At 45.9% G+C, this 22,236-nt stretch carries 24 protein-coding genes; 10 read left to right on the top strand and 14 right to left on the bottom strand.

Annotated elements, in window-relative coordinates:
* The coding region (locus tag QUA97_RS10670) for a hypothetical protein (protein ID WP_333194576.1) at positions 1-267 on the bottom strand (267 nt) is incomplete at its 3' end.
* A gap of 19 nt (positions 268-286) precedes the next feature.
* On the opposite strand from QUA97_RS10670, the gene QUA97_RS10665 reads away from it, so the two are divergent.
* From QUA97_RS10665 to QUA97_RS10650, 4 genes are all read left to right on the top strand, one after another.
* Positions 287-1,771: a DUF1565 domain-containing protein gene (locus QUA97_RS10665; RefSeq protein ID WP_333194575.1), complete on the top strand. Its 1,485-nt coding sequence runs from the start codon at positions 287-289 to the stop codon at positions 1,769-1,771.
* A 131-nt stretch (positions 1,772-1,902) separates the two neighbouring features.
* Positions 1,903-2,238, top strand: a complete 336-nt coding sequence (psb28, locus tag QUA97_RS10660; protein WP_194011093.1) for a photosystem II reaction center protein Psb28 — start codon at positions 1,903-1,905, stop codon at positions 2,236-2,238.
* A gap of 69 nt (positions 2,239-2,307) precedes the next feature.
* Positions 2,308-2,814, top strand: a complete 507-nt coding sequence (locus QUA97_RS10655) for a MogA/MoaB family molybdenum cofactor biosynthesis protein (protein WP_194066283.1) — start codon at positions 2,308-2,310, stop codon at positions 2,812-2,814.
* 112 nt (positions 2,815-2,926) lie between these two features.
* Entirely contained in the window at positions 2,927-3,868 is a 942-nt protein-coding gene (locus QUA97_RS10650; RefSeq protein ID WP_333194574.1) for a bifunctional helix-turn-helix domain-containing protein/methylated-DNA--[protein]-cysteine S-methyltransferase, read from the top strand.
* Here QUA97_RS10650 and QUA97_RS10645 read toward each other — a convergent pair.
* Together QUA97_RS10645 and QUA97_RS10640 are read right to left on the bottom strand one after the other, a co-directional pair.
* Positions 3,858-4,127: a DUF433 domain-containing protein gene (locus tag QUA97_RS10645; RefSeq protein ID WP_333194573.1), complete on the bottom strand. Its 270-nt coding sequence runs from the start codon at positions 4,125-4,127 to the stop codon at positions 3,858-3,860. The two genes, QUA97_RS10650 and QUA97_RS10645, sit on opposite strands and share 11 nt — an antisense overlap.
* Before the next feature lie 108 nt (positions 4,128-4,235).
* Positions 4,236-4,385 (bottom strand): hypothetical protein, encoded by a 150-nt coding sequence (locus QUA97_RS10640; protein WP_194066280.1) that lies wholly within the window; start codon positions 4,383-4,385, stop codon positions 4,236-4,238.
* Here QUA97_RS10640 and QUA97_RS10635 point away from each other — a divergent pair.
* The gene (locus QUA97_RS10635; RefSeq protein WP_333194572.1) at positions 4,385-5,737 is read left to right on the top strand and encodes a cytochrome P450; all 1,353 of its coding nucleotides are present in this window, start codon (positions 4,385-4,387) and stop codon (positions 5,735-5,737) included. The two genes, QUA97_RS10640 and QUA97_RS10635, sit on opposite strands and share 1 nt — an antisense overlap.
* 288 nt (positions 5,738-6,025) lie before the next feature.
* On the opposite strand, the gene QUA97_RS10630 is transcribed toward QUA97_RS10635, so the two are convergent.
* From QUA97_RS10630 to QUA97_RS10610, 5 genes are all read right to left on the bottom strand, one after another.
* Positions 6,026-6,349 carry a hypothetical protein gene (locus QUA97_RS10630; RefSeq protein ID WP_333194571.1) on the bottom strand — a complete coding sequence of 108 codons (324 nt, stop codon included), beginning with the start codon at positions 6,347-6,349 and terminating at the stop codon, positions 6,026-6,028.
* 202 nt (positions 6,350-6,551) lie between these two features.
* The gene (locus QUA97_RS10625; RefSeq protein ID WP_333194570.1) at positions 6,552-6,722 is read right to left on the bottom strand and encodes a hypothetical protein; all 171 of its coding nucleotides are present in this window, start codon (positions 6,720-6,722) and stop codon (positions 6,552-6,554) included.
* A 133-nt stretch (positions 6,723-6,855) separates the two neighbouring features.
* The gene (locus tag QUA97_RS10620; RefSeq protein WP_333194569.1) at positions 6,856-7,230 is read right to left on the bottom strand and encodes a DUF433 domain-containing protein; all 375 of its coding nucleotides are present in this window, start codon (positions 7,228-7,230) and stop codon (positions 6,856-6,858) included.
* 85 nt (positions 7,231-7,315) lie between these two features.
* Entirely contained in the window at positions 7,316-8,221 is a 906-nt protein-coding gene (locus tag QUA97_RS10615) for a macrolide 2'-phosphotransferase (protein WP_194066276.1), read from the bottom strand.
* A gap of 144 nt (positions 8,222-8,365) precedes the next feature.
* Positions 8,366-9,307 carry a class I SAM-dependent methyltransferase gene (locus QUA97_RS10610; protein ID WP_333194568.1) on the bottom strand — a complete coding sequence of 314 codons (942 nt, stop codon included), beginning with the start codon at positions 9,305-9,307 and terminating at the stop codon, positions 8,366-8,368.
* Between the two features lie 290 nt (positions 9,308-9,597).
* On the opposite strand from QUA97_RS10610, the gene QUA97_RS10605 reads away from it, so the two are divergent.
* Complete coding sequence (locus QUA97_RS10605; protein ID WP_333194577.1) at positions 9,598-10,500, top strand: hypothetical protein; 903 nt, start codon at positions 9,598-9,600, stop codon at positions 10,498-10,500.
* A gap of 404 nt (positions 10,501-10,904) precedes the next feature.
* Here QUA97_RS10605 and purU read toward each other — a convergent pair whose 3' ends face one another.
* Positions 10,905-11,759, bottom strand: a complete 855-nt coding sequence (gene purU, locus QUA97_RS10600) for a formyltetrahydrofolate deformylase (RefSeq protein ID WP_194066272.1) — start codon at positions 11,757-11,759, stop codon at positions 10,905-10,907.
* A gap of 562 nt (positions 11,760-12,321) precedes the next feature.
* Between purU and QUA97_RS10595 the strand changes: the two genes are divergently transcribed.
* Entirely contained in the window at positions 12,322-12,477 is a 156-nt protein-coding gene (locus QUA97_RS10595) for a hypothetical protein (protein WP_228049777.1), read from the top strand.
* A 97-nt stretch (positions 12,478-12,574) separates the two neighbouring features.
* On the opposite strand, the gene thyD is transcribed toward QUA97_RS10595, so the two are convergent.
* On the bottom strand, positions 12,575-13,501 hold the full coding sequence (gene thyD, locus QUA97_RS10590) for a thylakoid membrane protein ThyD (protein WP_333194567.1): 927 nt from the start codon (positions 13,499-13,501) through the stop codon (positions 12,575-12,577).
* A 148-nt stretch (positions 13,502-13,649) separates the two neighbouring features.
* Between thyD and QUA97_RS10585 the strand changes: the two genes are divergently transcribed.
* On the top strand, positions 13,650-15,281 hold the full coding sequence (locus QUA97_RS10585; RefSeq protein WP_333194566.1) for a DUF3352 domain-containing protein: 1,632 nt from the start codon (positions 13,650-13,652) through the stop codon (positions 15,279-15,281).
* Between the two features lie 188 nt (positions 15,282-15,469).
* On the opposite strand, the gene QUA97_RS10580 is transcribed toward QUA97_RS10585, so the two are convergent.
* From QUA97_RS10580 to QUA97_RS10565, 4 genes are all read right to left on the bottom strand, one after another.
* Positions 15,470-15,706, bottom strand: a complete 237-nt coding sequence (locus tag QUA97_RS10580; RefSeq protein WP_333194565.1) for a hypothetical protein — start codon at positions 15,704-15,706, stop codon at positions 15,470-15,472.
* 25 nt (positions 15,707-15,731) lie between these two features.
* A complete protein-coding gene (locus QUA97_RS10575; RefSeq protein WP_172187588.1) occupies positions 15,732-15,929 on the bottom strand; it encodes a hypothetical protein in 198 nt (65 codons plus the stop codon).
* A gap of 197 nt (positions 15,930-16,126) precedes the next feature.
* Positions 16,127-16,543, bottom strand: coding sequence for a tetratricopeptide repeat protein (locus QUA97_RS10570; protein WP_194066269.1), 417 nt, complete (start codon positions 16,541-16,543; stop codon positions 16,127-16,129).
* A 97-nt stretch (positions 16,544-16,640) separates the two neighbouring features.
* Positions 16,641-16,994 (bottom strand): HesB/IscA family protein, encoded by a 354-nt coding sequence (locus tag QUA97_RS10565; protein ID WP_194011029.1) that lies wholly within the window; start codon positions 16,992-16,994, stop codon positions 16,641-16,643.
* 354 nt (positions 16,995-17,348) lie between these two features.
* Between QUA97_RS10565 and QUA97_RS10560 the strand changes: the two genes are divergently transcribed.
* Complete coding sequence (locus QUA97_RS10560) at positions 17,349-18,992, top strand: DUF6930 domain-containing protein (protein WP_194066268.1); 1,644 nt, start codon at positions 17,349-17,351, stop codon at positions 18,990-18,992.
* 837 nt (positions 18,993-19,829) lie between these two features.
* Positions 19,830-22,010: a polyphosphate kinase 1 gene (gene ppk1, locus QUA97_RS10555; RefSeq protein WP_194066266.1), complete on the top strand. Its 2,181-nt coding sequence runs from the start codon at positions 19,830-19,832 to the stop codon at positions 22,008-22,010.
* The last annotated feature ends 226 nt before the right edge of the window (positions 22,011-22,236 follow it).

Below are 22,236 nucleotides of genomic sequence, written 5' to 3'. Positions count from 1 at the left end.
TTGCCATTTTTTCAGAAGGGTATGAGAGCTATGTCCTTGATTGAGTCTATGTTTTAACGGGGTTGTCACCCCGTCAGCGATCGCACATGAGATAAAATCTAAAATTTTATGAATGTTGTGTAGGGGCAATCCCCCCTGCGGTTGTTGCTCCTGATGGGTGATGTTGCGGATCTCCTGCAAATAAATAAGCTGCGAAATTAAAGGTGAATATAGATCCGGGGTCAGCTTAGTAGAGAATGAAAAGTGTACAAAAGCCCGATCGCACATTTATTTCTTCCACAAAAACATGGCAACAGTTTACGTCAACCCGCAAACAGGTAGCGATGGAGCCGCCGGCAGCCAATCGGCTCCCTTGAAAACGATCGCCCGCGCGATCGCCCGCGCTGCATCGGGAACAATCATTCAGCTAGCACCGGGAACTTACAGCGCAGCCAGCGGCGAAAAATTCCCCTTGGAAATTCCCTCTGGAGTCAAAGTTATCGGTAGCGAAACTAACAAAGGAAGCGGCACTCTAATTCAAGGAAGCGGCAAATTTGTCAGTCCCACCGCAGCCAGTCAAAATATCACAATATTGCTAGCAACCGATGCCGAATTGCGCGGCCTAACTGTCACTAATTTGGAGAGTCGCGGCACCGGAGTCTGGATTGAGTCAACTTCTCCCACAGTGGCTAACTGCACTTTCACGCTTTGCAAGCGCGAAGGTGTTTTTATCACAGGTTCGGCAAATCCTGCGATTCTAGACAACAGATTTGTACAAAACTCGGCGGCTGGCGTAATTGCGGCGGAAACTGCTAAAGGCGTACTGCGGCGCAATGTTTTTCAGAATACCGGTTTCGGCATTTCTCTGCAAGATAAATCTGCTCCTTTGATTGTTGACAACCAAATTTTGGAAAATCGCTCCGGTATTGTTTTATCAGGGGAATCTAAGCCGGTTGTGCGGAAGAATCGCATTGAAAAAAATACCGAAGATGGTTTGACTGCTGTGGGGAAATCGCTGCCAGATATCGGTACGGCTCAAGATTTGGGGGGCAATATTTTTCGGGATAACGGCGAATTAGACTTGCAAAACGCGACTGGGGTAAAGATTTCGGCCTTGGGAAATCAGCTCAATCCGGCGCGGGTGAAAGGTTTATTTGATTTGGGCAATGTAACGCCGACTCCGACTCCGACACCATCTCCGACTCCGACTCCTGGCGGGGTAAAATTTAGCGACACCAGCACCCACTGGGCTAAGGATTTTATCGATCGCCTCGCTAAGATGAATATTGTCAGCGGGTTTCCCAACGGCACTTTTAAGCCTGACGAGAATTTAACTAGAGCTCAGTATGCGGCTTTGCTGGCGAAGGCGTTTGAGTTGGCACCGCGCCGCGAAGCGACGGTTTTTAAGGATGTGGCGGCGGATTTTTGGGCCTATGGGGCGATCGTCAAAGCGAATCGAGGTGGGTTTTTGGCTGGATATCCCGATCGCACCTTTCGCCCGGAGCAAAATTTGACCAGATCTCAGGCTATAGTTTCTTTGGTAAACGGCTTGCAGTTGACTGGCGGCAATCCCAATTCTTTGAGCGTTTATGCCGATCGAGCATTGATTCCCAGTTTTGCCACCGACGCCACCGCCACCGCCACAGAGCGCAAAATCGTGGTCAACTATCCCGCCCGCGACAAGCTTTCCCCCGCCCGCGACATCACCCGCGGCGAGATATCCGCGCTGGTTTACCAAACCCTGGTAGCCACAAACCGGGCTGAGGCAATTAACTCTCCCTACATCGTCTAAGGCCATTGGGAGTACCCGAATCGTCTGATGATTGTCGAACTCAACATTGCGAACCCTTTTTTAAAGGCTCGCAATGTACTAAAGTGAAAAGTTAAGAAATTAAGTAATCCTTAAGGTTCGACTGTGAAATTATGGCTAAAATTCAATTTTCCCGCGGTATCGACGAAGATGTGCTGCCAGAAGTTCGCCTAACCCGTTCTAAAAGCGGAGCTCAAGGTACGGCCACATTTATCTTTGCAAATCCCAAGGCTCTCAGCAGCACCAGTACCCAAGAAATTACTGGAATGTACATGATCGACGAAGAAGGCGAAATCGTGACTCGCGAGGTTAACGCTAAGTTCGTAAATGGTCAGCCTGCGGGTTTAGAAGCTCTTTATCTGATGAGAAGTGCTGAAGAATGGGAGCGTTTTATGCGTTTCATGGAACGCTACTCCGCAGCAAACGGCTTAGGATTTAGCAAGGCATAATGGGTAGTTGGTGATTGGTAATTGGCAGAGCGCCAGTTGCCAGTTGCCGATTACTTAAGATACTAAACCATGACGCAAATTCCTCACCCAGATTTATCAAAAATAGTGGTAAATTGTGCGATTACTACTATTAGCGATACACGCTCTGCTGACACAGATAATAGCGGATTGTTAACGAAGAAGCTGCTAAAAGATGCAGGGCACTCAGTGGTAGCTTACACTGTTGTTAAAGATGATGCGGCAAAAATTGTCTTGCAAATGCAGGCGTTTTCCCAACGCGAAGATGTGGACGCAATCATTTTTAACGGCGGGACGGGAATCGCTCCCCGCGATACGACTTACGATGTGATGGAGAGTTTGCTAGACAGGATTTTACCGGGATTTGGGGAGATATTTCGGTTTTTGAGCTACCAAGAAATTGGTTCGAGGGCGATCGCCTCTCGCGCAGTTGCAGGCGTGTATCAAGGTAAATTAGTCTTTTCTCTTCCGGGCTCTAGCAATGGTGTGAAACTAGCTGTGGAAAAGCTGATTTTACCGGAATTAGTTCACTTGGTGACGCAGTTGCGCGGTGGCTGAGGACGAAAGTTCGGGCGATCGACTGACTGCATTCACCGCAAGAAACGGGTGGCTTTGAGCGTACTCTATGGCTAAAGTGAGGAAACATCAAAATTCCCTTGACTTAGACTAGATGATTTCGATGAAAAATGCGAGTGTCTGTGCTAGCGAAGATTATCACCGGATTGCTCGGGCGATCGCCTTTATGCGACAAAACCACCTAAACCAGCCCAATCTGGCAACTGTGGCCCAACACATAGGACTTAGTGAATATCATTTTCAACGGCTATTTACTCAATGGGTCGGCATTAGCCCCAAGCGGTTTTTGCAATATCTGACAGTTGAATATGCCAAGTCAAAAATCGCTCAGACGAAAAGCCTTCTAGACCTAACATTGGACGTGAAGCTATCGAGTCCCGGACGATTACACGATTTATTTGTGAACTTAGAAGCAATGTCACCAGGGGAGTTCAAAGCAGGCGGAGCAGGTTTGCAAATTCGTTATGGTATTCATGATACTCCCTTTGGCAAATCTCTAATTGCTACAACTACTCGCGGTATTTGTAATCTTTATTTCTTGGATAGAGCCGACGAACAAACTGCCGAACAAAGACTGCGATTAACATGGAAAAACGCTGAAATTATTCGTGATGAGCAAGCCACTCAAACCTTATGTGACCAGATTTTCAATTCAGAAACTCTCAGCGAACAAAAACCACTAACACTGTTGGTAAAAGGCACTAACTTTCAGATTCAAGTTTGGCGAGCACTTTTGAAATTGCCGTTTGGGGCGATCGCAACTTATCAAACTATAGCTCAAATGGTAGCTCGCCCAACTGCTGCTAGAGCTGTCGGAAATGCGATCGGTAAAAATCCGATCGGCTATCTAATTCCGTGTCACCGAGTCATTCGAGAATCTGGAGAACTCGGTGGTTATGCCTGGGGAGTAGAGCGTAAAACAGTCATGTTAGGCTGGGAAGCTAGCCGTACAATCTGCGGAACTACCCTCGCAGGAATAGAGCGCTCTAACGGTGTCAATCACCCGCAGCAGACTACCTCCGCTCCTAACACATAACATCTGTGCGATCGCGCGCGGGAGTTGTTGTGCTGCGTCGCCTAAAAACTTTTAAGAACCTCATTTCCTTTGCTAATTCAAGGGCTGCGATTGTCTGTTCCCGAGTGACACTAGGAAAATGATCTAGAAATACATCTAATGAATCACCAGCCTCAAGATAATCAAGTAGGGTTTTCATTGGCACGCGAGTCCCAACAAAAACAGGGGTTCCCCCCAGAATATCGGGGTCGCTATGAACAACACGGGATGTTAATGTCATAACAAATTCAGCCAACAGGCTACCAGTTTTTACAGCAATTGTATCTTAAATTCATTTAATTTTCTTGAGCATAATGCCAAACCAAACATCGCCAACACTTTTACCCGTTTAGGCGGGGAAGCTAGCCGTACAATCTGCGATCGATCCCGATCGCATTACTATTGTTGCTACTTGCCTTTGACATCGATCGCAGATTAATTTCAGGTGCAAGGTCGATCGATATAAACTAGAAGTATTGTGTATCGCTAATTTTTGCAATGATATTGCCCACCGGATCTCGTTCTCCCGCCCTGTTCCAAACTCTTTCGCTGGTAGCCGATCCGATCGCATTTTTCGACCGCAACCAAGCCAAATACGGCGATACATTTACTGCCCGCGTACTGGGGCCCGCTTCGCCCCCCGTCGTGTTCCTGGGCAATCCAGAAGCCGTTCAGGCAGTGTTTACCACCTTGGCCGATGCCTTTGAATTTGGCAAAGTGACCAACGTATTTCGCCCGCTGGTGGGAACAGAATCGCTAATTATGAACGAAGGGGCGCGACACCTGCGGCAGCGACAGCTATTAATGCCGGCGCTGCATCGAGAACAGTTGCACAGTCAAGGGCACTTGATTGTGGATTTGACGCGAAAGCAAACACAGAATTGGAAAGCCCAAGATGCGATCGCCGTGCGGCAAGAAATGTCAGAAATTTCGCTGCAAGTAATCCTGCAAGTCGTCTTCGGATTGGTGCCTGGAGAGCGCTACGAACAGCTCAAACACTTGCTCAGCGAACTTTTAGAAGCAATTACCTCTGAGCTGTACTCAATCCAATTTTTCTTTGAACCGCTGCAGCAAAATTTGGGTTCTTGGAGTCCGTGGGGGCAGTTTTTGCAGCAAATGGCGCAGATTGACTCGCTGATTTATGCAGAAATTGCCGAAAGGCGATCGCACCCTCTCGATGCGTCTCGCACGGATATTTTGTCAGTGTTGATGATGGCGCGCGACGAAGCAGGCGAATCCATTGGCGATCGAGAATTGCGCGATCAGTTGATGACGCTGTTGCTGTTGGGACACGAAACCACCGGATCTGCCTTGACTTGGGCGTTTTACTGGCTGCATCAGTTTCCCGAATCTCTCGCGAAGTTGCGCCGCGAGTTGGATGAATTGGGAGAAAATCCCGATCCGATCGCGCTTTCGCAGTCGCCCTATTTAACCGCAGTCTGCAAGGAAGCGCTGCGGGTTTATCCTATCGCCTTAATTTCGCAGCCGCGCAAGGTAAAAAGGGCGATCGAACTTCAAGGCTATACCTATCAACCGGGAACCATTTTAATTCCCTGCGTGTATTTGGCGCACCGCCGCCCTGAAACCTACGAAAATCCGGCTTTATTCAATCCCGATCGCTTTTTAGATCGCAAGTTTTCCGCGTCTGAATATTTACCGTTTGGAGGCGGGAGTCGAAGCTGTATCGGGATGGCGCTATCGATGTTTGAGATGAAGCTGGTGTTAGCAACAGTGCTGTCGGCGCGCGAATTTGTCTCAAATCTCGATCGGGCAATTCGTCCCGCCCGCCGGGGAATCACTTTTGTACCGCCCGATCGGTTTCGATTAACCGTTGTGGGCGATCGGCATTAGATTCACTTCAGTAAAACGCCGTGTCAAGCAATATACAGCGTATTCCAGGTTTATCAAGTACACCCACAAACCGGGTTTCTTTACAATTCTCGCCTATAAACTAATTCTGTTCAATAGACCTCTTGCAAAAGTCCTTTTCATCAATTGATCGGACGGGCTCTCCGGCCCATCCCACAAGAGTTATTTTTTCTTGTGGGATGGGCCGGAGAGCCCGTCCTAATTATTTTTGCAAGAGGTTCAATAAACCCGGTTTCTCGCTCTCTACATCTACATGGAATATGCTGTATATTATTCGATGAAAATCCCAGCAACTTTGTCTCCATTCATAGTCATGTGGGCCACAAATTCATCTCCACCATCTTCAAAACTCAGCTTCCACAAATAAATCGGATAATTACCTTGTTTTATCTCACCAAAATAATTAATTGAATATCCCTTTTTCAGGCGTGAAGCGAGCTGATCGCTAACATCGTCAAACATTTTTTGTGTAATGCTCGTTTTGTAGCCTGAATCACCGACTGTGGTAAAAAGCTCGTAATTTTTCGATGCCGTGACATCCAAAATAACCTGCAAACAATCGAGGACTTTTTGAGAGGGGGCTGTCGGGTTCATGAAGATGTCCTTCTTTTAGGGTTCGATCGAAATCTTCTAGCCTGTTGTCTAAGGCTTAATTGTACCGCTATTGCGATCGAATTAGGTAAATTGATCTCGATATCACGGAATGAATAACCGACCAACTCCCATAGTATAATTGTCAACATCTAGAACAATCTCAACAAAACGCTCAACACATCACTCTCGGCAGTCAAATTCATCAAGGGCGATCGATATCTGCAATTGTCAATACAGGAAACAAATCTGCTGTATTTTCCTCGCGCATCACCTGTTCGAGTGAATCATCACCCTTCATGTTTCGGTTGGCTGTGAGAATCATCATTTGATTTTCTTGAGCATAACACCAAACCAAACGATCGCTAGCGTCCATCGATACTCCAGCTTCCCTAAAAGTGACAAATCGGATCGATAAGAGTTCAAGCGTTCAAGCCAGCCGAGTTTTGTCAAGATTCCCAGCAAAAGAAGAGCATAGCCGTCAAGATTAAAGTCAACTAGAAAAGTCATCATTGCTGTGCGGCACGTCTCGCTTTTTGCTCATCAATTTTTGCCCAAATAGCTTCTTGTCCGGGCTTGTGTGGCATCATTGCAATGCGATCGAACCGTTCGCGGTTGCGATTTTCCCAATAGGAGCGAATTTCTGCTCTTGTTTGCAATACCTGTTGATATTCAGTTTCAAGTCGATCGCGATTAGCTTCAATGTAAGACATAGCAGCGTTAATTTGATCGTCTGTGAGGTTAAATTTATTACGAATCAACTTTGGTGAATACTCAGCTTTCAGAAAATCTATAACATCATAGAGAGTCAGTCTAGTGCCTGAAATCGTCAGTCCTCGCGACGTGCGGATAATAGTCGCTTGTTTGTCAGATACCGGAGTCATACCTATAGCCTTCTATTATTTATGTATCGGATGTATATCATGCAATCGGTTGTACAGTTACAGCGGATCTAATTCACTAAACATTTTACTCCAAATCCCTCACACAAAGTGACTGTTTAGCCATTTGTTTGTACTCATCCAAACCTGACTTCAGGGCAAATTCTGCAATTGCTACGGGATAAGCAGCAGTGAGTTCAATTACATGTTCTGCCATCAGAGGCCAAACCTGCCCGCCTGCCTTGGCGTATGCTGAGATTAACTGATTGAGAGCGCCTTCACCAAACGTGTGGTAATGAGCGACAAAATCAATCGCTGGGTCAGTGACGGCTGCTTCAGTCCAGTCAATAAAACCAGTCACCTGTGCCTGTGCGTCAATAAGAATGTGTCCAGCGTGTAAATCACCATGAGTTAACACCGTTTCTTTCGACCAAATTTCATCTCTTTGGAACCATGATTGCCATCGGTTCCACAACTCTTGACCAACCCCAAACTCGTTTTTCACTGCATCCATCCTCCGCTTCATTGCCACCCGTACTTCTGTCGCTGTCTCAACGGGAATACCTACTTCGCGCGCTTTCTCAATGCTAATTTGATGCAGGGAAACTATACCTTTAGCTAGAGATTCATGGAATTTATCTGGCACATTAGTTGGGTCAATTTCCCACACATAGGCTTTGGCTTCCAAATCAATTGTACCCGCCGGCACGCCCTTTAATGCCCTGTAAGCGATGAGTTCATCTGTGGCAATAGTCCATAGCGGCACTTCCACGCTTAAAAGAGGAGCAATCAGTTCCAGCGTGCGTTTTTCCTTGTTCGCCGACGGCAAAACATCCTCCCGCCTAGGAAGACGCAAAACCCAACGTTCTCCCTCAGTGTCGGTTGCCAACACGACTTGAAAATCGAGTCCCGATTCATTAAATTGCAGTGAACTTTCTTGAATAGTCAAACCGTGCTGATGAGCTAACTCAAGCACTTCTTGCGGTGATTTCATCTTTTCGATCGACTTTTTTACTATCGAGTTTTTTACTATTGCATATCAACAATGCTGCTTGCAGCCACACAACTGTTAATATAACGCTGTTGCGATCGCATCCACTTTTTAAGTACGATCGACCGCAAACACATTCCCCCAAACCTAACTATTTACTGCTTCAGCAACAATAGTCCGGTGTCGGACTGTATTGCAAGTGATTGTCGGCATTCCAAAACCAGAATCAACCAAAGCCTGCTCAATATCCAACCCAAAATACTGATCCAAATAAGGCTCCGTACTCTTGAGCAAAGTCAAAATATAAGGAGGCATTTTAGCATAAACTTCCGACTGAGGATTCATATCCATAATTGTCAAATATCCGCCAACACGCAGCAAACGCCTCGCTTCCAGAAATACTTCCTTCGCAGCTTTCTGCGGCAATTCGTGACAAACCAGACAAATAGAAACCAAATCAAAAGCAGCCGCAGGTAAACCAGTAGATTCAGCAGCAGCGTGCACCCAAGTCGGAGATTTTTGATTTAAAGATTCAGATTTTCTTTGTTGAGAACGGTATTGAGCAACTGCTAAAAAATAAGGCGACAAATCAACACCGACAATTTTTGCTTCCGGGTAAACATCCCCAAGCGCAAAGGTACTCATTCCTACGCTGCATCCCAAATCGACAATATCTTGCGGTGTTTTGGCAATTTGAGATTTAACGATTTCGTGATAGCTGGCGCGGAGTTTAGCATCGCCTTCTGCACCAGCTTCTGGCCAAATTCCCGCATGAACTGCACGGGCTGCAACTTCAACTTCTGTGGCAGCTTCCCAACTCATATTACCTTTTTCGTAGGCGTGAAATGAAGTTAGATAATATTTCGGGTAAACAAGATCGGGATTTTCTACGCTGAGCAATTCTGCATCCCAATTCCTGGCTAAAAGTGCTTGGGCTTCCTGCCGCCAATGCACTCCGATTTTTTCGGCTCTTCCAATCATCATTTCCCGCGCTTGGTGTTTGGCTAGAGCGGCCAAAGGTTTGATGGAGAGTACGCCATTTACTAAACGCGATGCTAATCCCGGAGTTTTGTTAACTGCAACAGTCATATTTTATGTTTTTCTATTTAGCGCTATCAATTTTAACATATCTACAGGATTTTAGTCGGTATGTATAATGAAACTTAACTTTTTTTAAATGAACCGCAGAGGCCGCAGAGAACGCAGAGTTAGAGAGGAGATAAAAAACAGGAGTAGTGCAAAACTGGCTCTCGCTGTTTAATTGTTATTGGCACTTGTCTACTTAATTCTGCGGATTTTACCGGAAATCGGGAATCGGATTTATGGAAGTTGGAGTATTTGGAAGAACACTTTTAAATCTGGCTATTCAGGAGTTTGTGATGAGCAAGTCTATTGTGGAATTGGTTGACAATTTGCCGTCTTCTGGGATTACTGTGATGATGCTCAAATCCCTGGATTTTGTGGTTCCCGGTGAGTGGAACAATCTCACGGGTTTTGATAATACTATTCAAGCGGTGACAGGGGAAACAAAGCGCAAATTAGTCCAAAAAATTCGCAGCAGGGCGATCGAGCTTTACGCCAACTCCAACGAGCCCTATCAAGGCGCAGTCAAGCTTTACCAGCTTGCAGACAGCGCTGACAGTGCGTTGGGCGCAACCGCTATGGCAAATAAAATCGGCGAAAAAATCGGCTTTCTCTCCTTCATGAGCCGCCTCACTCCCAAGGCTGACACCACTCAAACTATAGATTTATGCGTCAAAGTGGCGATCGAACTCATAGTCTTTTGCAAGCTTAACAATATTTCCCTTAACAACGCGGGAAGCTTTGCCAATTACTTATCACAATACAAAGGCGAATCTCTAATGCGGATGGCTGCATTAGTATGCGCTGACGGTTTAATTCCCCTCGGCCCGGACTTCCTTCGAGTAGCGCAAAACACCCTAGGCGACTTAAATCCTTCAACCTTGCAGCAAAACTCAACATTCCAAAACATCAGCAACCTAATTCCCGGCGCAAATAACGCCCAAAAATTCGGATTCGTCACAACAACCTTCGCCTCAGCCCAAGGTTGGATGAACAATTTAGTGCAGTCTCGCGGCTTAACTCCCGCCACAGTTTTAGGAAATCTCAAGCAATACGTTGATGTTACCGATGACAAATTGGATTATGTCGCCGCGTTTTTGGACATGACTACCAATTATTACGAACATACGGGAATTCAGACGGTTGCTCGCCAATTGATCGATCGAGCTTATGCTGAAACATTATTCCCCAGAATGTAACCTCCTGCAATAAATACAATGCGAGGAGCTCTTTCATGCACCTCGCATTCCCCCGATTGCTGATTTTATTCTGCTTAGTCTCAAGCCGACGCGCATCTTTCTAGATGATAAGCTGTTGTGCAAATAAACATTGTATATTTTGATGACAATCAAAAATTGTCAAATCCTCTCCCCCTCTCCCCTGATCCCCATCGGACCCTCAATCGCCATACACAATATATATGAGCAACAGCTTACTGCTAGACGCAAGCACAGTCAAAAACCGGGTTCTTTTACAAAAATTCACAGCTTATAGTCGCAAAATAAAATAAAAAACCCGGTTTTTTTGCCTCAAAGCGACTTACTTCGTCGCCCAAAAACCTTACCTGTGAAGTAACCTAAAAAATGTGAATAAAGTTCAAAAATTAAGCAAAAACAACAGTGCGATTGCCATAAACTAAAACACGATTTTGTAAATGATATCGCACCGCCCTTGCCAAAACAACTCTTTCTAAATCTTTACCTTTGCGAACTAAATCCGACACTGCATCGCGATGACTCACGCGCACAACATCTTGCTCAATAATCGGGCCAGCATCTAAATCGGGGGTAACATAATGAGCTGTTGCACCAATGATTTTTACCCCTCTTTCATAAGCCCTTTCATAGGGATTTGCCCCTATAAATGCTGGCAAAAATGAATGGTGAATATTAATCACGTTGGGAAATTTTATCATAAAATCTTGACTTAAAATTTGCATATACTTCGCCAAAACCACTAAATCTATGTTATAATTTTTAAGAACTTCCAACTGTCGTGCTTCTTGAATAGCTTTATTGTCTTTAGTGATGGGAATATACTCAAAATTTATACCATATTGTGCAGCAATAGGTTTTAATTTTTCATGATTACTAATAATCAGCGGGATTTCACCCCAGATTTCTTGAGAGCGCTGCCGCCAAATCAAGTCTAACAAACAATGATCTTGACGACTTACCCAGATCGCAATCCGTCTAACTTTTGAGGAGAAATGTAATTGCCAATTTGCTTGTAAATCCTTGGCGATTTCACTAAAAGCTGGTGTGATTTCTTCGGTTTTCAAGTCGAAATCGTCTAATTGCCATTCCAGACGACTTAAAAACAATCCTGCGGTAAAATCAGTATGGTGATCCGCATGAATAATATTGCCATTATGGGAAGCGATAAAATTAGCAAGTAAGGCGACAAGTCCTTTGCGATCGGGACAGGAAATTAAAAGGGTTGCAGTAGGGCGAGTCATGGTAGAATTACAAAAAGTTTAAGTTTTTAATCTCACTTGATTGTATCAGGATCAGCGTGATATGGCGATCGCCAATCATTAGTTATCTCATGTTACCTCGTTCCCAGGCAGAGCCTAGGAACGCTGATACTTTGGCTCCGCCTCGTCTTAACTATCTCAACAACCCTTGATTGCAACAAGGGGAAGAAGTAGATACCAAGTAATATATTCCGAGAACTAACCGTACTTTGTCACCTGTACAATTATCAACTAGATTCCTGTATTCATTCAGCCAGAAATAGTACAAATAGTCTGAAATTTCTCAAGTTTTATGCAACGGGAGAATCGCTTGGCTTTACAGGGTTACGTGCTGATGGAAAAACATTTGCATTTAATCGTAACTTCTTCAGAAATGTCAACGCAAATAAGGAATTTAAAATCATTTACTGCTCGCTCCATAATTGACTTGCTTGAAAAAAATAAAACTACCAACATCCTGGAGCAACTCGAATTCAATAAAAAACTACACAAAAAAGACCAAAAATACTAGCTATGGCAAGAAGGGTTTCACCCACAAGCTATTTTGAACGAGGAAATGCTGTTGCAAAAATTGGAGTACATTCACAATAATCCTGTCAGGCGCGGCTATGTGGACGATCCAGCTTGTTGGAGATATTCTAGTTATCGCAATTATCTCGATCGCGATGGATTGTTGGTAGTTGATTTGATTGATTTTTGAGTCGGATGATTTATTTATTTGAAGGAGCGAGGCTGAGCCAAAGCATCTGCGTTCCCAGGCTCTGCCTGGAAACGAGGGATATCTAAAAATCCAGGATTTAATTACCAGCTAAAATCTCTTCGAGTGCTAATTTTAGCGTCGGATACTGATATTGAAAACCACTAGCTAAAGTTTGTTTTGGCAAAACTTTCTGCCCTTCCAAAACAACTTTAGCACCGTCTCCCAACAGCAATTCTAAAGCAAAACTTGGCACGGGCAACCAAGAAGGCCGATTTAAAACTTCCCCTAAAGTTTGGCACAATTCATTCATCCGCACCGGATTCGGTGCTGTGGCATTCAAAACACCTTCAACTTGCGGATTTTGCAGGGCGTACAAAATTAAATCAACCACATCCTCGCGATGAACCCAAGAAAACCACTGTTTTCCTGTACCAATTGGGCCGCCAGCAAATAGTTTAAAAGGTGGTAGCATTTTAGCCAGGGCGCCTCCCATTCCCAAAACTATCCCCAGCCGCAAAATTGCTAGCCTTGTACCGGCATTTTTTGCAGGTTGCGCCGCTGTTTCCCACTCTTTGCAGACTGTTGCTAAAAAATCGTTTCCCGCAGGGCTGTTTTCGTTAAACTCGGCGGTTTCGCTGGTGCCGTAATAGCCGATCGCCGATGCGCTAACAAACACCGATGGTTTAGGATTAGCATTGACGATCGCCTCTACCAATTTTTCCGTCGTCAGTTTGCGACTGTCCAAAATCGCTTGCTGGCGCGCCGGAGTCCACTTTTCCTCCGCAATCGGCACCCCAGCTAAATTGACAACAGCGTCGCAGCCCGCGATCGACTTTTGCCAATCACCAGACTCCGCCGGAGTGTAGGCGACTACTTCTAAATTCGGATAAGCTGAAGCCGGAAAAACTCGCCCAGCCTTGGCCGCATCCCTGCTCAAAACCACCGCTTGATGTCCGGCGGCTTGCAGTTTCTCCACCAGCCGGCTACCTACAAATCCCGTTGCTCCCGCGATCGCTACTTTCATCTTTCTTCCCGCACTTGATATCAACAGCAGTTTACACGATCGTCCAAACTTGTTTTGGATTATACAAAATTGACAGCCCCCTCGATCGCCTCCACACCAGCCAACTAGATTTTCATTAAACTGATAAAGGACGCGAGAATCAAAAACAATGCCTGCAAAAAAACCAAAGCTTCTAATTGCTGCCGCCGCCGTCGCAGCAGGTAGCGTCGCGGTCTACTTTTACTTCCAGGGTTTGAGCCAACAAATATCAAACCCTCAAGAAAGCGCCAAAGTTGTACCCGACGAAGCAACGATGGCCGCCTTCATCTCCCCCAATCCCCAAGCGCTGGCTCAGTTGCAGCAATTTGGTACTCCGGGCGCTCAAAAGTTAATCGGTGCGGGTTTGAAGGTCTTTCAAGAACAAAGCTTGGCAGGCACTCAAATCGACTTTGACAGGGACTTAAAGCCCTGGCTGGGGGGGGTGATGGTTGCTTTGTTGCCACCGGATGCTGGGGCAAAAACAGAGCCTCCTAAGCTACTGGTTGTAGTCAGCGTCAAAAATAAAATTAGCGCTTGGAATTTTGCGAATAAATTAAAATCTCAGCAAGGTGCAAAAACTCAAGAAACTGAGTATAAAGGAGTTAAAATTTCGGAAATTGCTGAGCCAACTGGCAAGCGCTACAGTGTGGCTTTGCTGAACGACCAATTAGTTATGGCTCCTTTGAGAAAGCCTGTGGAATTGGCGATCGACACTTTTAAAGGAGCACCCTCCCTCGCTACCCAGCAGAGTACAACTAAGTTTTTTTCCGAGAGTGCTGGGGTAAAGAATCCGATCGCCACTGTTTACATTGCTGATTATTCAGCCTCCGTGCAGCAGTTGAAAGCTAATTTTCCCGATGATTTGCAACCGCTTTTGACCGTGATGCAGCAGTTCAAACAAGTCAAGTCTTTGGTTGCGGGAATAGGGGCGGACAGTTCGGGATTGAGGGTAAAAACCATCGCTCAGCTAGACCCTAAATTAATGCAGCAAAATTCGCCATCCCCGTCGAAATTGTTGTCGAGATTTCCCGGCGAAACTATTGCTTTAGTCGGCGGTAAGGGACTGGATAAAATTTGGTCGCAGGCGACGGCAGAGGCAAAGGATAGCCCGGAAGTCGATCGGGGAATTCAGCAGGTTCGCGATAGTTTTAAGCGGTTGGATTTGGATGCAGATCGCGATGTTTTTGGCTGGATGAATGGGGAATTTGCGATCGGGGCGATCGGTTCGGATCGAGGTATTTTGTCTCAGTTGGGGATGGGGGCGACGATGATTTTTGAAACTAGCGATCGCCCCGCAGCAGAAGCCACCCTCGAAAAACTCGATGCGATCGCCAAAAGCAATCCTACAGTCAGTGTCGCCCCCAGACAAATTCAGGGAAAAGAAGTTACAGAGTGGAAAATACCGCAGCAAGGCACTTTATTCGGCCACGGTTGGCTAAATGAAAATTCTGTGTTTGTCGCTTTCGGCGGCCCTTTAATTGATGTCATCACGACAGCGCCACCGCAACCGCTAAGCAGCAGTCCGAGTTTTCAGGCGATCGCCACTTCTTTACCGCAAGCCAACCAAAGTTACTTTTACATAGATATGGAAAAAGCCATGTCTTGGGCCAACCGTTATTTACTCGCAATACAGCCCAATTTAGTTTCGCCACCAGTGGCTGATTTGCTCAATTCTCTCCGAGGAGTTAGCGTAGCGACAACTTCGACAGAACCGACAACTGCTAAGCTTGAAATGCTGTTTGCCTTAAAATCTCACAATTAGGCGATCGGGAATCGGGAATCGGGAATCGGGAATTGGTAATTGGTAATTGGTAATTGGTAATTGGCGATCGGTAATTTTTCTATCCATTAAATCCATTACAAAATCCGTTGCCCAACTTATTTCGATCCGTTACATCCCGTACACTGCTTCTTCCCTCTTCCTTCTTCCTTTTTCCCTCTTCCTGATGACTAATGACTAATGACTAATGACGGCAGGAGGGCGTGCACGCACCATCCACCGCCCCTACTGACTAATAACCAATAACCAATAACCAATAACCAATAACCAATAACCAATAACCAATAACTAATAACCAATAACCAATAACCAATAACTAATAACCAATAACCAATAACCAATAACCAATAACTTCTCAAAAAAAAGTTGCTGCCTCTCCAGGGAGGGCAGCTACTCAAATAAAGCATTTTAATGTCTCTCAAAACTTCTAGATTAACCTTCAGACATTCCCGACTTATTCGGCAATTGCAAGTCATCGGGATCTACATAATGACAAACTGCTTTGTCCATACAAATCAATGCCCAGCCGGATTTATCGATGCTCATCAACTTGTAAGAAGCTGGCTGAATAAAGAAACCTTTGTGGTTGCGGGTGGCAGGTTTGATGTTAACGTGGCTGTCATTGCTCATGTTGTTACAACTCCTAGTATTTATTGTAGTCAATTCTCAAAACCGCTGAGCTGGTTTGTCGATCGTCTAAGTTTTAAAATACTAACACTGCCTTTCTGAATTTTCCATAAAGTTATTTATTGATTTATTACGAAATTGTAATAAATTACTAACTCTATTTCCTTGATCCCCGCTAAATAATCGGCTTTTCTAGGTATTTACGGCTCTAAAAGCCACTGCTTGACACGGGCGAGACTCTTCCAGTCGGGTTTTCTGCTTAATCCGTCTTCAAAATTTTTTTTAACTTCGTCCAGCAACTCTTCGGAAGCCATCAGAAGTTGCTGAGCGACTTCTACGTGGGGACGCACTCCTTTTTCTTTGAGGTCGAGGATCGCGACTGCCAGGTTGATGCGAGCTTGGGGGTCGTGAGGGTTCAGTTTAACGGCTGTTTTGGCGGCCTTTTGAGCAGATGTGGGTTTATTTTCCAAGAGGTACAGCCACGAGAGGCTAGCCCAGGCATTGCCATTTTTGGGAGCTTTTTCGCACACTTCTTTGAACACTGGGATCAGATTGGCAGGGGCTTCGCCAGCTTGGTAGCGATCGAAACCTTCTTTAAACAATTCTTCTGGAGTCATGCGATTTGAGATTGAGAATATGAGATGTGGAATTTTGGATCGATCGAACAGGGCATGGCACAATTAATAACTTTCGGTGCCACGCCCTATTTTAAGTTTAGGTAGAAAAAGAACTACCGCAGCCGCAAGTCTGAGTAGCGTTGGGGTTGGTAAACTTAAACCCGCCCCCGATCATGGCATCGCTGAAGTCTAGCACCAAGCCGTAGAGATAAAGAATGCTTTTGCGATCGCACACTACCTGAAAACCATCGTAGTCAAACACCTCATCGTCGGATTTCACAGTGCTCGGGTCTGCGAAGTCCATCACGTAAGACATACCAGAACAGCCGCCCTGGCGCACCCCTACCCGCAAGCAGAGGTCTGTACCTTGTTTTTCTCGAAGAGCTAAAACTTGACGGACAGCAGAGTCCGTCATTTGAATCCCTCGCTTTTGTGAAATGGCTTGAGTCATAATTTGCCGAACTCCTGAGACTGTCTAATGCTAAGAGTTTAATCTTATCCCTCTATTGTACAGGGAATTAGTCAGTTGGCAGTTGGCAGTTGGCAGGAAAGCTGTTGACGGTTGACGGTTGACGGTTGGCTGTTGACGGTTGACGGTTGACGGTTGACGGTTGACGGTTGACAGGAAAGCTATTGACTGATGACTAATGACTAATGACTACTGCCTACTACCAACTGCCTACTGCCAACTCATGTCTCCTTTCCCAAGCTTGATGTCCTCTCCCCCCATAGGGTTTATGATTGATAAGCAGCGGTTGACCGGCTACCGGCACCGCAACAATGCTTCACCCAACGGGCTTACTCTATGGCAGCGCTGAATCGCTCTACTCTTCGTCGGTTACAAAACTTACCTCAAATTCCCAGCGTGTGGGAGGGCGACCGCCGACCCTTATCTAATGCTGACTCGCACATGATGCTAGAGGACGACAACGATCCCGAAGCTGGTGGCGAGTGCATTCTCTGGGTGGACGGCTCTGAAGGCGTCGTGAGGGCTATGGACGTGGTAGGGCCAGATGCCGGCCCAGAGGCGATCGTCCGGGCTCTGCTGCGAGCCATGGAACATCCCCAAAGTCCGGCTCCCGCAGTCCGCCCCCAAAAAATAGTAGTCAAAAACCGAGAAATTCAATTTTACCTGCGCGGCGTACTTCAAGATTTGGCAATTTCCATTGACTACGTACCGGAATTGCCCCTAATCGACGAAATCTTTCGGGGAATGGAAGAGGTCGCTGTAAATCGACCTCCCGAATTACCCCCTCAGTACGCCGAAGTTCTCATGGAAAAAGCCGCTCAAATTTGGCATGATGCTCCGTGGCGGACTTTGAGAGAACACCAAATTATATCTATTGAAATCAATCAGTGGGATGTTGCCAGCCTCTACGTGTCTGTATTGGGACAAGGCAGAATGGACTACGGAGTTTTGCTGTACCGTTCTCTAGAATCCTTGAAGCGGTTTCGGGAGCGAGTCGTCAACGATGAATCTTTTGAAGATTTAGAGCAGGCTTTTTTAGGACAAGACTGTTTGTTTCTCACCTTTGAAAGTGCAGCCGATTTTGATGAAGATGATGAAGAGGACGAAATTGATTTAGCCGATTTGCCTCCATCGGAAATTGAACCGAACTTTGGTAATTTGCATCCTTTAGAAGGATTGCGATCGATTCTTTACGAAGAAGAAGCTCTGACGATGTTAGTTGCTCTCGAAGCATTTCACCGCTTTTTCCGCAACAGTCGCCGGAAATTGGGAGCAGATACATTTCCCACTCTCAGCAGTCGCTACCGCATCCCCGTTCCGCAGCCTGATGGAGAAATTCATCAGATATCCGTTAAAGTTTCGACAATGCCCGAGGTATCTGTCGAACTATTAGAGATGCTCGACGATGACGATGATGATGAGGATGATGAATTTGAAATGCCACTGTTGCGGGACGATTTGGTGCCGCCAAATTCATTCTTGAGTCTCGGTGTCGTACCTTGGCAAACGGTAGAGTTTCTGCGAGGAAATGCCCAGTTTCACCAAAGTGCAGAAGTTGATATTAAGGCCGACGGAGACGGTTTGCCTGTGGTGATGATCCAAACTTCCAATCCGAAGGCAAAAACTATGATTCAGGATTTGAAAGAAGCTGGAGGGGTCAAGGCAATTTGTTTTAATCCGGGGGAAGATCCTTTTCAAGACGAGCAGTACGATTTGGGTATTTTGCAAGCTCAAAATGGAGAACTCTATTTATTTGGGGAGTTTAATGAAAACGACCCGGTGCATCAGGAAGCTCGCAAAAAATGGGAGCGCCGCTGTCAGTTAACGAACGGTTGGTGCGGTTTGGTGATTGCTAAAGGCTTGATGGGTGCTTCTCGCGGTCAGCCTCAATTTAAGGATATGATCGCTTTATTTGAGGTGCGCTGGGTATCTGCTAAAGACCTGGGAATTGGCCCGCTTGAGTTGATGCCGATGTTTTGAAGGAAGAGTTGATATTTGATGGTTGATTGTTGATAGGAAGAGTTGATATCAGGAATAAGGAAGAAGAAAATGTAAAAATAGTTATGTATGGTGCGCTAGGCGCACCATAGTTGTTTAATTATTAGATTTCTCAAAACTAGAAAATTGTTGTAGTCAAATAGTAGAAATTTAGGAATGAGAATTTAATAATTTAAGTGATTGCTCGTTACTAAACCCTTCCTAGTAATTGTTCTGGGGCGATGAAGAGCCTCCTTCGATCTTGCAATTTACGGGAGAGAGGACTGTAGGAGTTGCTTAAGTTATTAAGTTTTCGATCCTTAGTTGTTTTGACCGCGAGGAGATGAGAGGTCTATTAAATGATCTTAAAAAAAACAACCAAGAAACGCAGCGATTAGTAGGTGTAAATTATGAGTATCTAGAATAATTAATAGAACTCTGTACCCAACTATATCAAACAATCTTCCCCGCAGATCCAGATATCCCCGCAATCCGCAACGCCCCGGAATTCAAGGGATTAATTCCGCAGCTCAAAAACCTGGAGCAAAAACCGCACCTTGCCTTAATTACCGATATACCGCTGGAATTGCCGCTAACAAATTTGGCGGTGGATGGAGAGGATTTGTTGCAGGCGGTGCAGGATGGGATTGGGGGGATTGGTGCGTGATTTTGGGGGTTTTGGCACTCCGAAAGTCCGGTAGGGGTTGAAATATCTGGCGGATTTTCGGGTTGTGCAATGCCTAAGTGCGATCGAGCAAAAACAGATACGAACAAATCCTTTAACCTACAATATTAATTCACCAAAGCCATCACGCCCGCCTCCCCCAAGATTCCCAAACCATGTCCAAGCCCAAAAAGACCACCACCAAAACCTACACCGAAATCAACCTCAGCGACCCGCAATACTACTTCAACCGAGAACAAAGCTGGCTGGAGTTCAACAACCGCGTGCTCCACGAAGCCCTAGACCCCCGCACGCCCCTGCTAGAAAGACTCAAATTTCTCGCTATTTTTAGCTCAAATCTAGACGAATACTTTATGGTGCGCGTGGCGGCACTCAAGCAGCAAGTAGAAGCAAAAGTCAGCAAATTGACCTCCGATGGCAGCAAGCCCCAAGAACAGCTAGATGCCATCCACAAGCGCTTGTTGCCGATGGTTACTCAGCAACACGCTTATTTTGACCAAACCCTGCGGCCGAAATTAGTAGCAAACGGCATCCACATTCTCGACTACATCGACCTCAATCAAGAACAGCGCAATTACTTGCACCGCTACTTCCAAGAACAAGTATTTCCCGTACTCACACCCCTAGCGGTTGACCCCAGCCACCCATTCCCTTTCCTTTCCAATCTCAGCCTCAATTTAGCAGTTGTTGTCAGAGACCCGAACACCCAGGAGGAATTGTTTGCCCGCGTCAAAGTACCGCAGGTTTTGCCTCGATTTTTGCAGCTACCGGGGGATTTGCAATGGCAGCAAAAAGGCAAGTCTCCTGTGTGGACGGGGGTACCTCTAGAACAGGTAATCGCGCACAATTTAGAGGCTTTGTTTCCGGGGATGGACATTCAGGAATATCACCCGTTCCGCATTACTCGCAATGCTGATTTGACTGTGGAGGAAGATGAGGCGGAGGATTTGCTGCTGGCTATAGAACAGGAACTCCGCAAGCGTCGGTTTACAGGTTCTGCGGTGCGCCTGGAAATTCAAGCGGTTATGCCACCTGCTGTGCGAGATATGTTGAAGGATGAGTTGGATCTCGGGGAGCAGGATGTTTACGTCGTAGAGGGGCTGCTAGGCCTCAAGGATTTGATGTCTTTTGTCGGGCTGCCGGTGCCGGAACTGAAAGACCCCCCGTGGACTCCGGTGGTGCCACCGCGCTTGCGGAATTCGCAATCGCCAGTTTTAGGCAAATCGATGTTGGATGTTGAGGATGGTGAGGATATTTTCACGACTATTCGCCAGGGAGATGTGATGCTGCACCATCCCTATCACTCGTTTGCGGCGACGGTGCAGCGGTTTATTACTGAGGCGGCGCACGATCGCTCCGTGTTAGCCATTAAGATGACTTTATACCGCACTTCTGGTGATTCGCCGATCGTCAGTGCCTTAATTGAAGCAGCGGAAAACGGCAAGCAGGTAGCCGTTTTAGTCGAGCTTAAAGCCCGGTTTGACGAAGAAAATAATATTAATTGGGCTCGCAAGTTAGAACAAGCTGGAGTGCACGTTGTTTACGGTTTGGTGGGACTAAAAACCCACACCAAGATTGTGATGGTAGTGCGCCGCGAGGACGGATTTATTCGCCGCTACGTCCACATCGGCACGGGAAATTACAACCCGAAAACGGCTGGACTGTATACTGATGTGGGTTTGTTGAGTTGTCGCGAAGATTTGGGTGCGGATTTGACGGACTTGTTTAATTATTTAACCGGTTATTCGCGGCAGATATCTTATCGAAAATTGTTGGTTGCGCCGGTCAATATGCGCGATCGATTTTTAGCATTAATCCGCCGCGAGGCAGAATTCTGTCGGTCGAATAGTGATAGCGGCATGGGTAGCTGCGGCCGGATTGTTGCTAAAATGAATGCTTTAGTTGACCCTCAAATCATTGTTGCTTTGTACGAAGCTTCGCAAGCGGGAGTTAAAATTGATTTGATTGTGCGGGGGATTTGCTGTTTGCGTCCGGGCGTTGAGGGTGTTAGCGAAAATATCAAGGTTATCAGTATTATCGGCCGCTTTTTAGAGCATTCGCGGATGTTTTATTTTTTCAACGGTGGCGACGAAGAGGTGTATATTGGTTCTGCTGACTGGATGCAGCGCAATCTTACAAGACGGGTTGAGGCGATCGTCCAAGTGGAAGATCCGACTATAGTGATGGAGTTACAAGAAATTTTGGGTGTGATGTTGGCGGACAACCGTCAAGCCTGGGATTTGCAACCTGGGGGACACTATTCTCAGCGGCGGCCGCCTGCTAATAACCCGGAGGTTAGTTCCCAACAGATTTTGATGGATATGGCGATGAATTAGTCAATAGTTGTTAGTTGTTAGTCATCAGTCATCAGTCATTAGTAAAATTTGCAGTTAGCAGTTGTCTGTTCTTGTTACCTATTAAGCTATTGTGCATTTAATTTTCAATGTCATGGCGGGTTCTGGGGGCTACAAAATTTTTACTAACATAACTATAAAAATTAAATGCGCTGCCGCTTAGCTAACAACTGATGACTAATGACTGATGACTGTTGACTGTTGACTG

The sequence above is a fragment of the Microcoleus sp. CZ3-B2 genome (assembly GCF_036705055.1).
Taxonomy (GTDB): Bacteria; Cyanobacteriota; Cyanobacteriia; order Cyanobacteriales; family Microcoleaceae; genus Microcoleus.
This window is presented reverse-complemented; position numbering and strand designations above follow the sequence as displayed.

Bases quoted from the DNA above. Each gene is read 5' to 3' on its own strand.
- QUA97_RS10665 (WP_333194575.1), top strand. From the start codon at position 287: ATGGCAACAGTTTACGTCAACCCGCAAACAGGTAGCGATGGAGCCGCC.
- psb28 (WP_194011093.1), top strand. From the start codon at position 1,903: ATGGCTAAAATTCAATTTTCCCGCGGTATCGACGAAGATGTGCTGCCA.
- QUA97_RS10655 (WP_194066283.1), top strand. From the start codon at position 2,308: ATGACGCAAATTCCTCACCCAGATTTATCAAAAATAGTGGTAAATTGT.
- QUA97_RS10650 (WP_333194574.1), top strand. From the start codon at position 2,927: ATGATTTCGATGAAAAATGCGAGTGTCTGTGCTAGCGAAGATTATCAC.
- QUA97_RS10645 (WP_333194573.1), bottom strand. From the start codon at position 4,127: ATGACATTAACATCCCGTGTTGTTCATAGCGACCCCGATATTCTGGGG.
- QUA97_RS10635 (WP_333194572.1), top strand. From the start codon at position 4,385: ATGATATTGCCCACCGGATCTCGTTCTCCCGCCCTGTTCCAAACTCTT.
- QUA97_RS10630 (WP_333194571.1), bottom strand. From the start codon at position 6,349: ATGAACCCGACAGCCCCCTCTCAAAAAGTCCTCGATTGTTTGCAGGTT.
- QUA97_RS10625 (WP_333194570.1), bottom strand. From the start codon at position 6,722: ATGGACGCTAGCGATCGTTTGGTTTGGTGTTATGCTCAAGAAAATCAA.
- QUA97_RS10620 (WP_333194569.1), bottom strand. From the start codon at position 7,230: ATGACTCCGGTATCTGACAAACAAGCGACTATTATCCGCACGTCGCGA.
- QUA97_RS10615 (WP_194066276.1), bottom strand. From the start codon at position 8,221: ATGAAATCACCGCAAGAAGTGCTTGAGTTAGCTCATCAGCACGGTTTG.
- QUA97_RS10610 (WP_333194568.1), bottom strand. From the start codon at position 9,307: ATGACTGTTGCAGTTAACAAAACTCCGGGATTAGCATCGCGTTTAGTA.
- QUA97_RS10605 (WP_333194577.1), top strand. From the start codon at position 9,598: ATGAGCAAGTCTATTGTGGAATTGGTTGACAATTTGCCGTCTTCTGGG.
- purU (WP_194066272.1), bottom strand. From the start codon at position 11,759: ATGACTCGCCCTACTGCAACCCTTTTAATTTCCTGTCCCGATCGCAAA.
- thyD (WP_333194567.1), bottom strand. From the start codon at position 13,501: ATGAAAGTAGCGATCGCGGGAGCAACGGGATTTGTAGGTAGCCGGCTG.
- QUA97_RS10585 (WP_333194566.1), top strand. From the start codon at position 13,650: ATGCCTGCAAAAAAACCAAAGCTTCTAATTGCTGCCGCCGCCGTCGCA.
- QUA97_RS10580 (WP_333194565.1), bottom strand. From the start codon at position 15,706: ATGCTTTATTTGAGTAGCTGCCCTCCCTGGAGAGGCAGCAACTTTTTT.
- QUA97_RS10575 (WP_172187588.1), bottom strand. From the start codon at position 15,929: ATGAGCAATGACAGCCACGTTAACATCAAACCTGCCACCCGCAACCAC.
- QUA97_RS10570 (WP_194066269.1), bottom strand. From the start codon at position 16,543: ATGACTCCAGAAGAATTGTTTAAAGAAGGTTTCGATCGCTACCAAGCT.
- QUA97_RS10565 (WP_194011029.1), bottom strand. From the start codon at position 16,994: ATGACTCAAGCCATTTCACAAAAGCGAGGGATTCAAATGACGGACTCT.
- QUA97_RS10560 (WP_194066268.1), top strand. From the start codon at position 17,349: ATGGCAGCGCTGAATCGCTCTACTCTTCGTCGGTTACAAAACTTACCT.
- ppk1 (WP_194066266.1), top strand. From the start codon at position 19,830: ATGTCCAAGCCCAAAAAGACCACCACCAAAACCTACACCGAAATCAAC.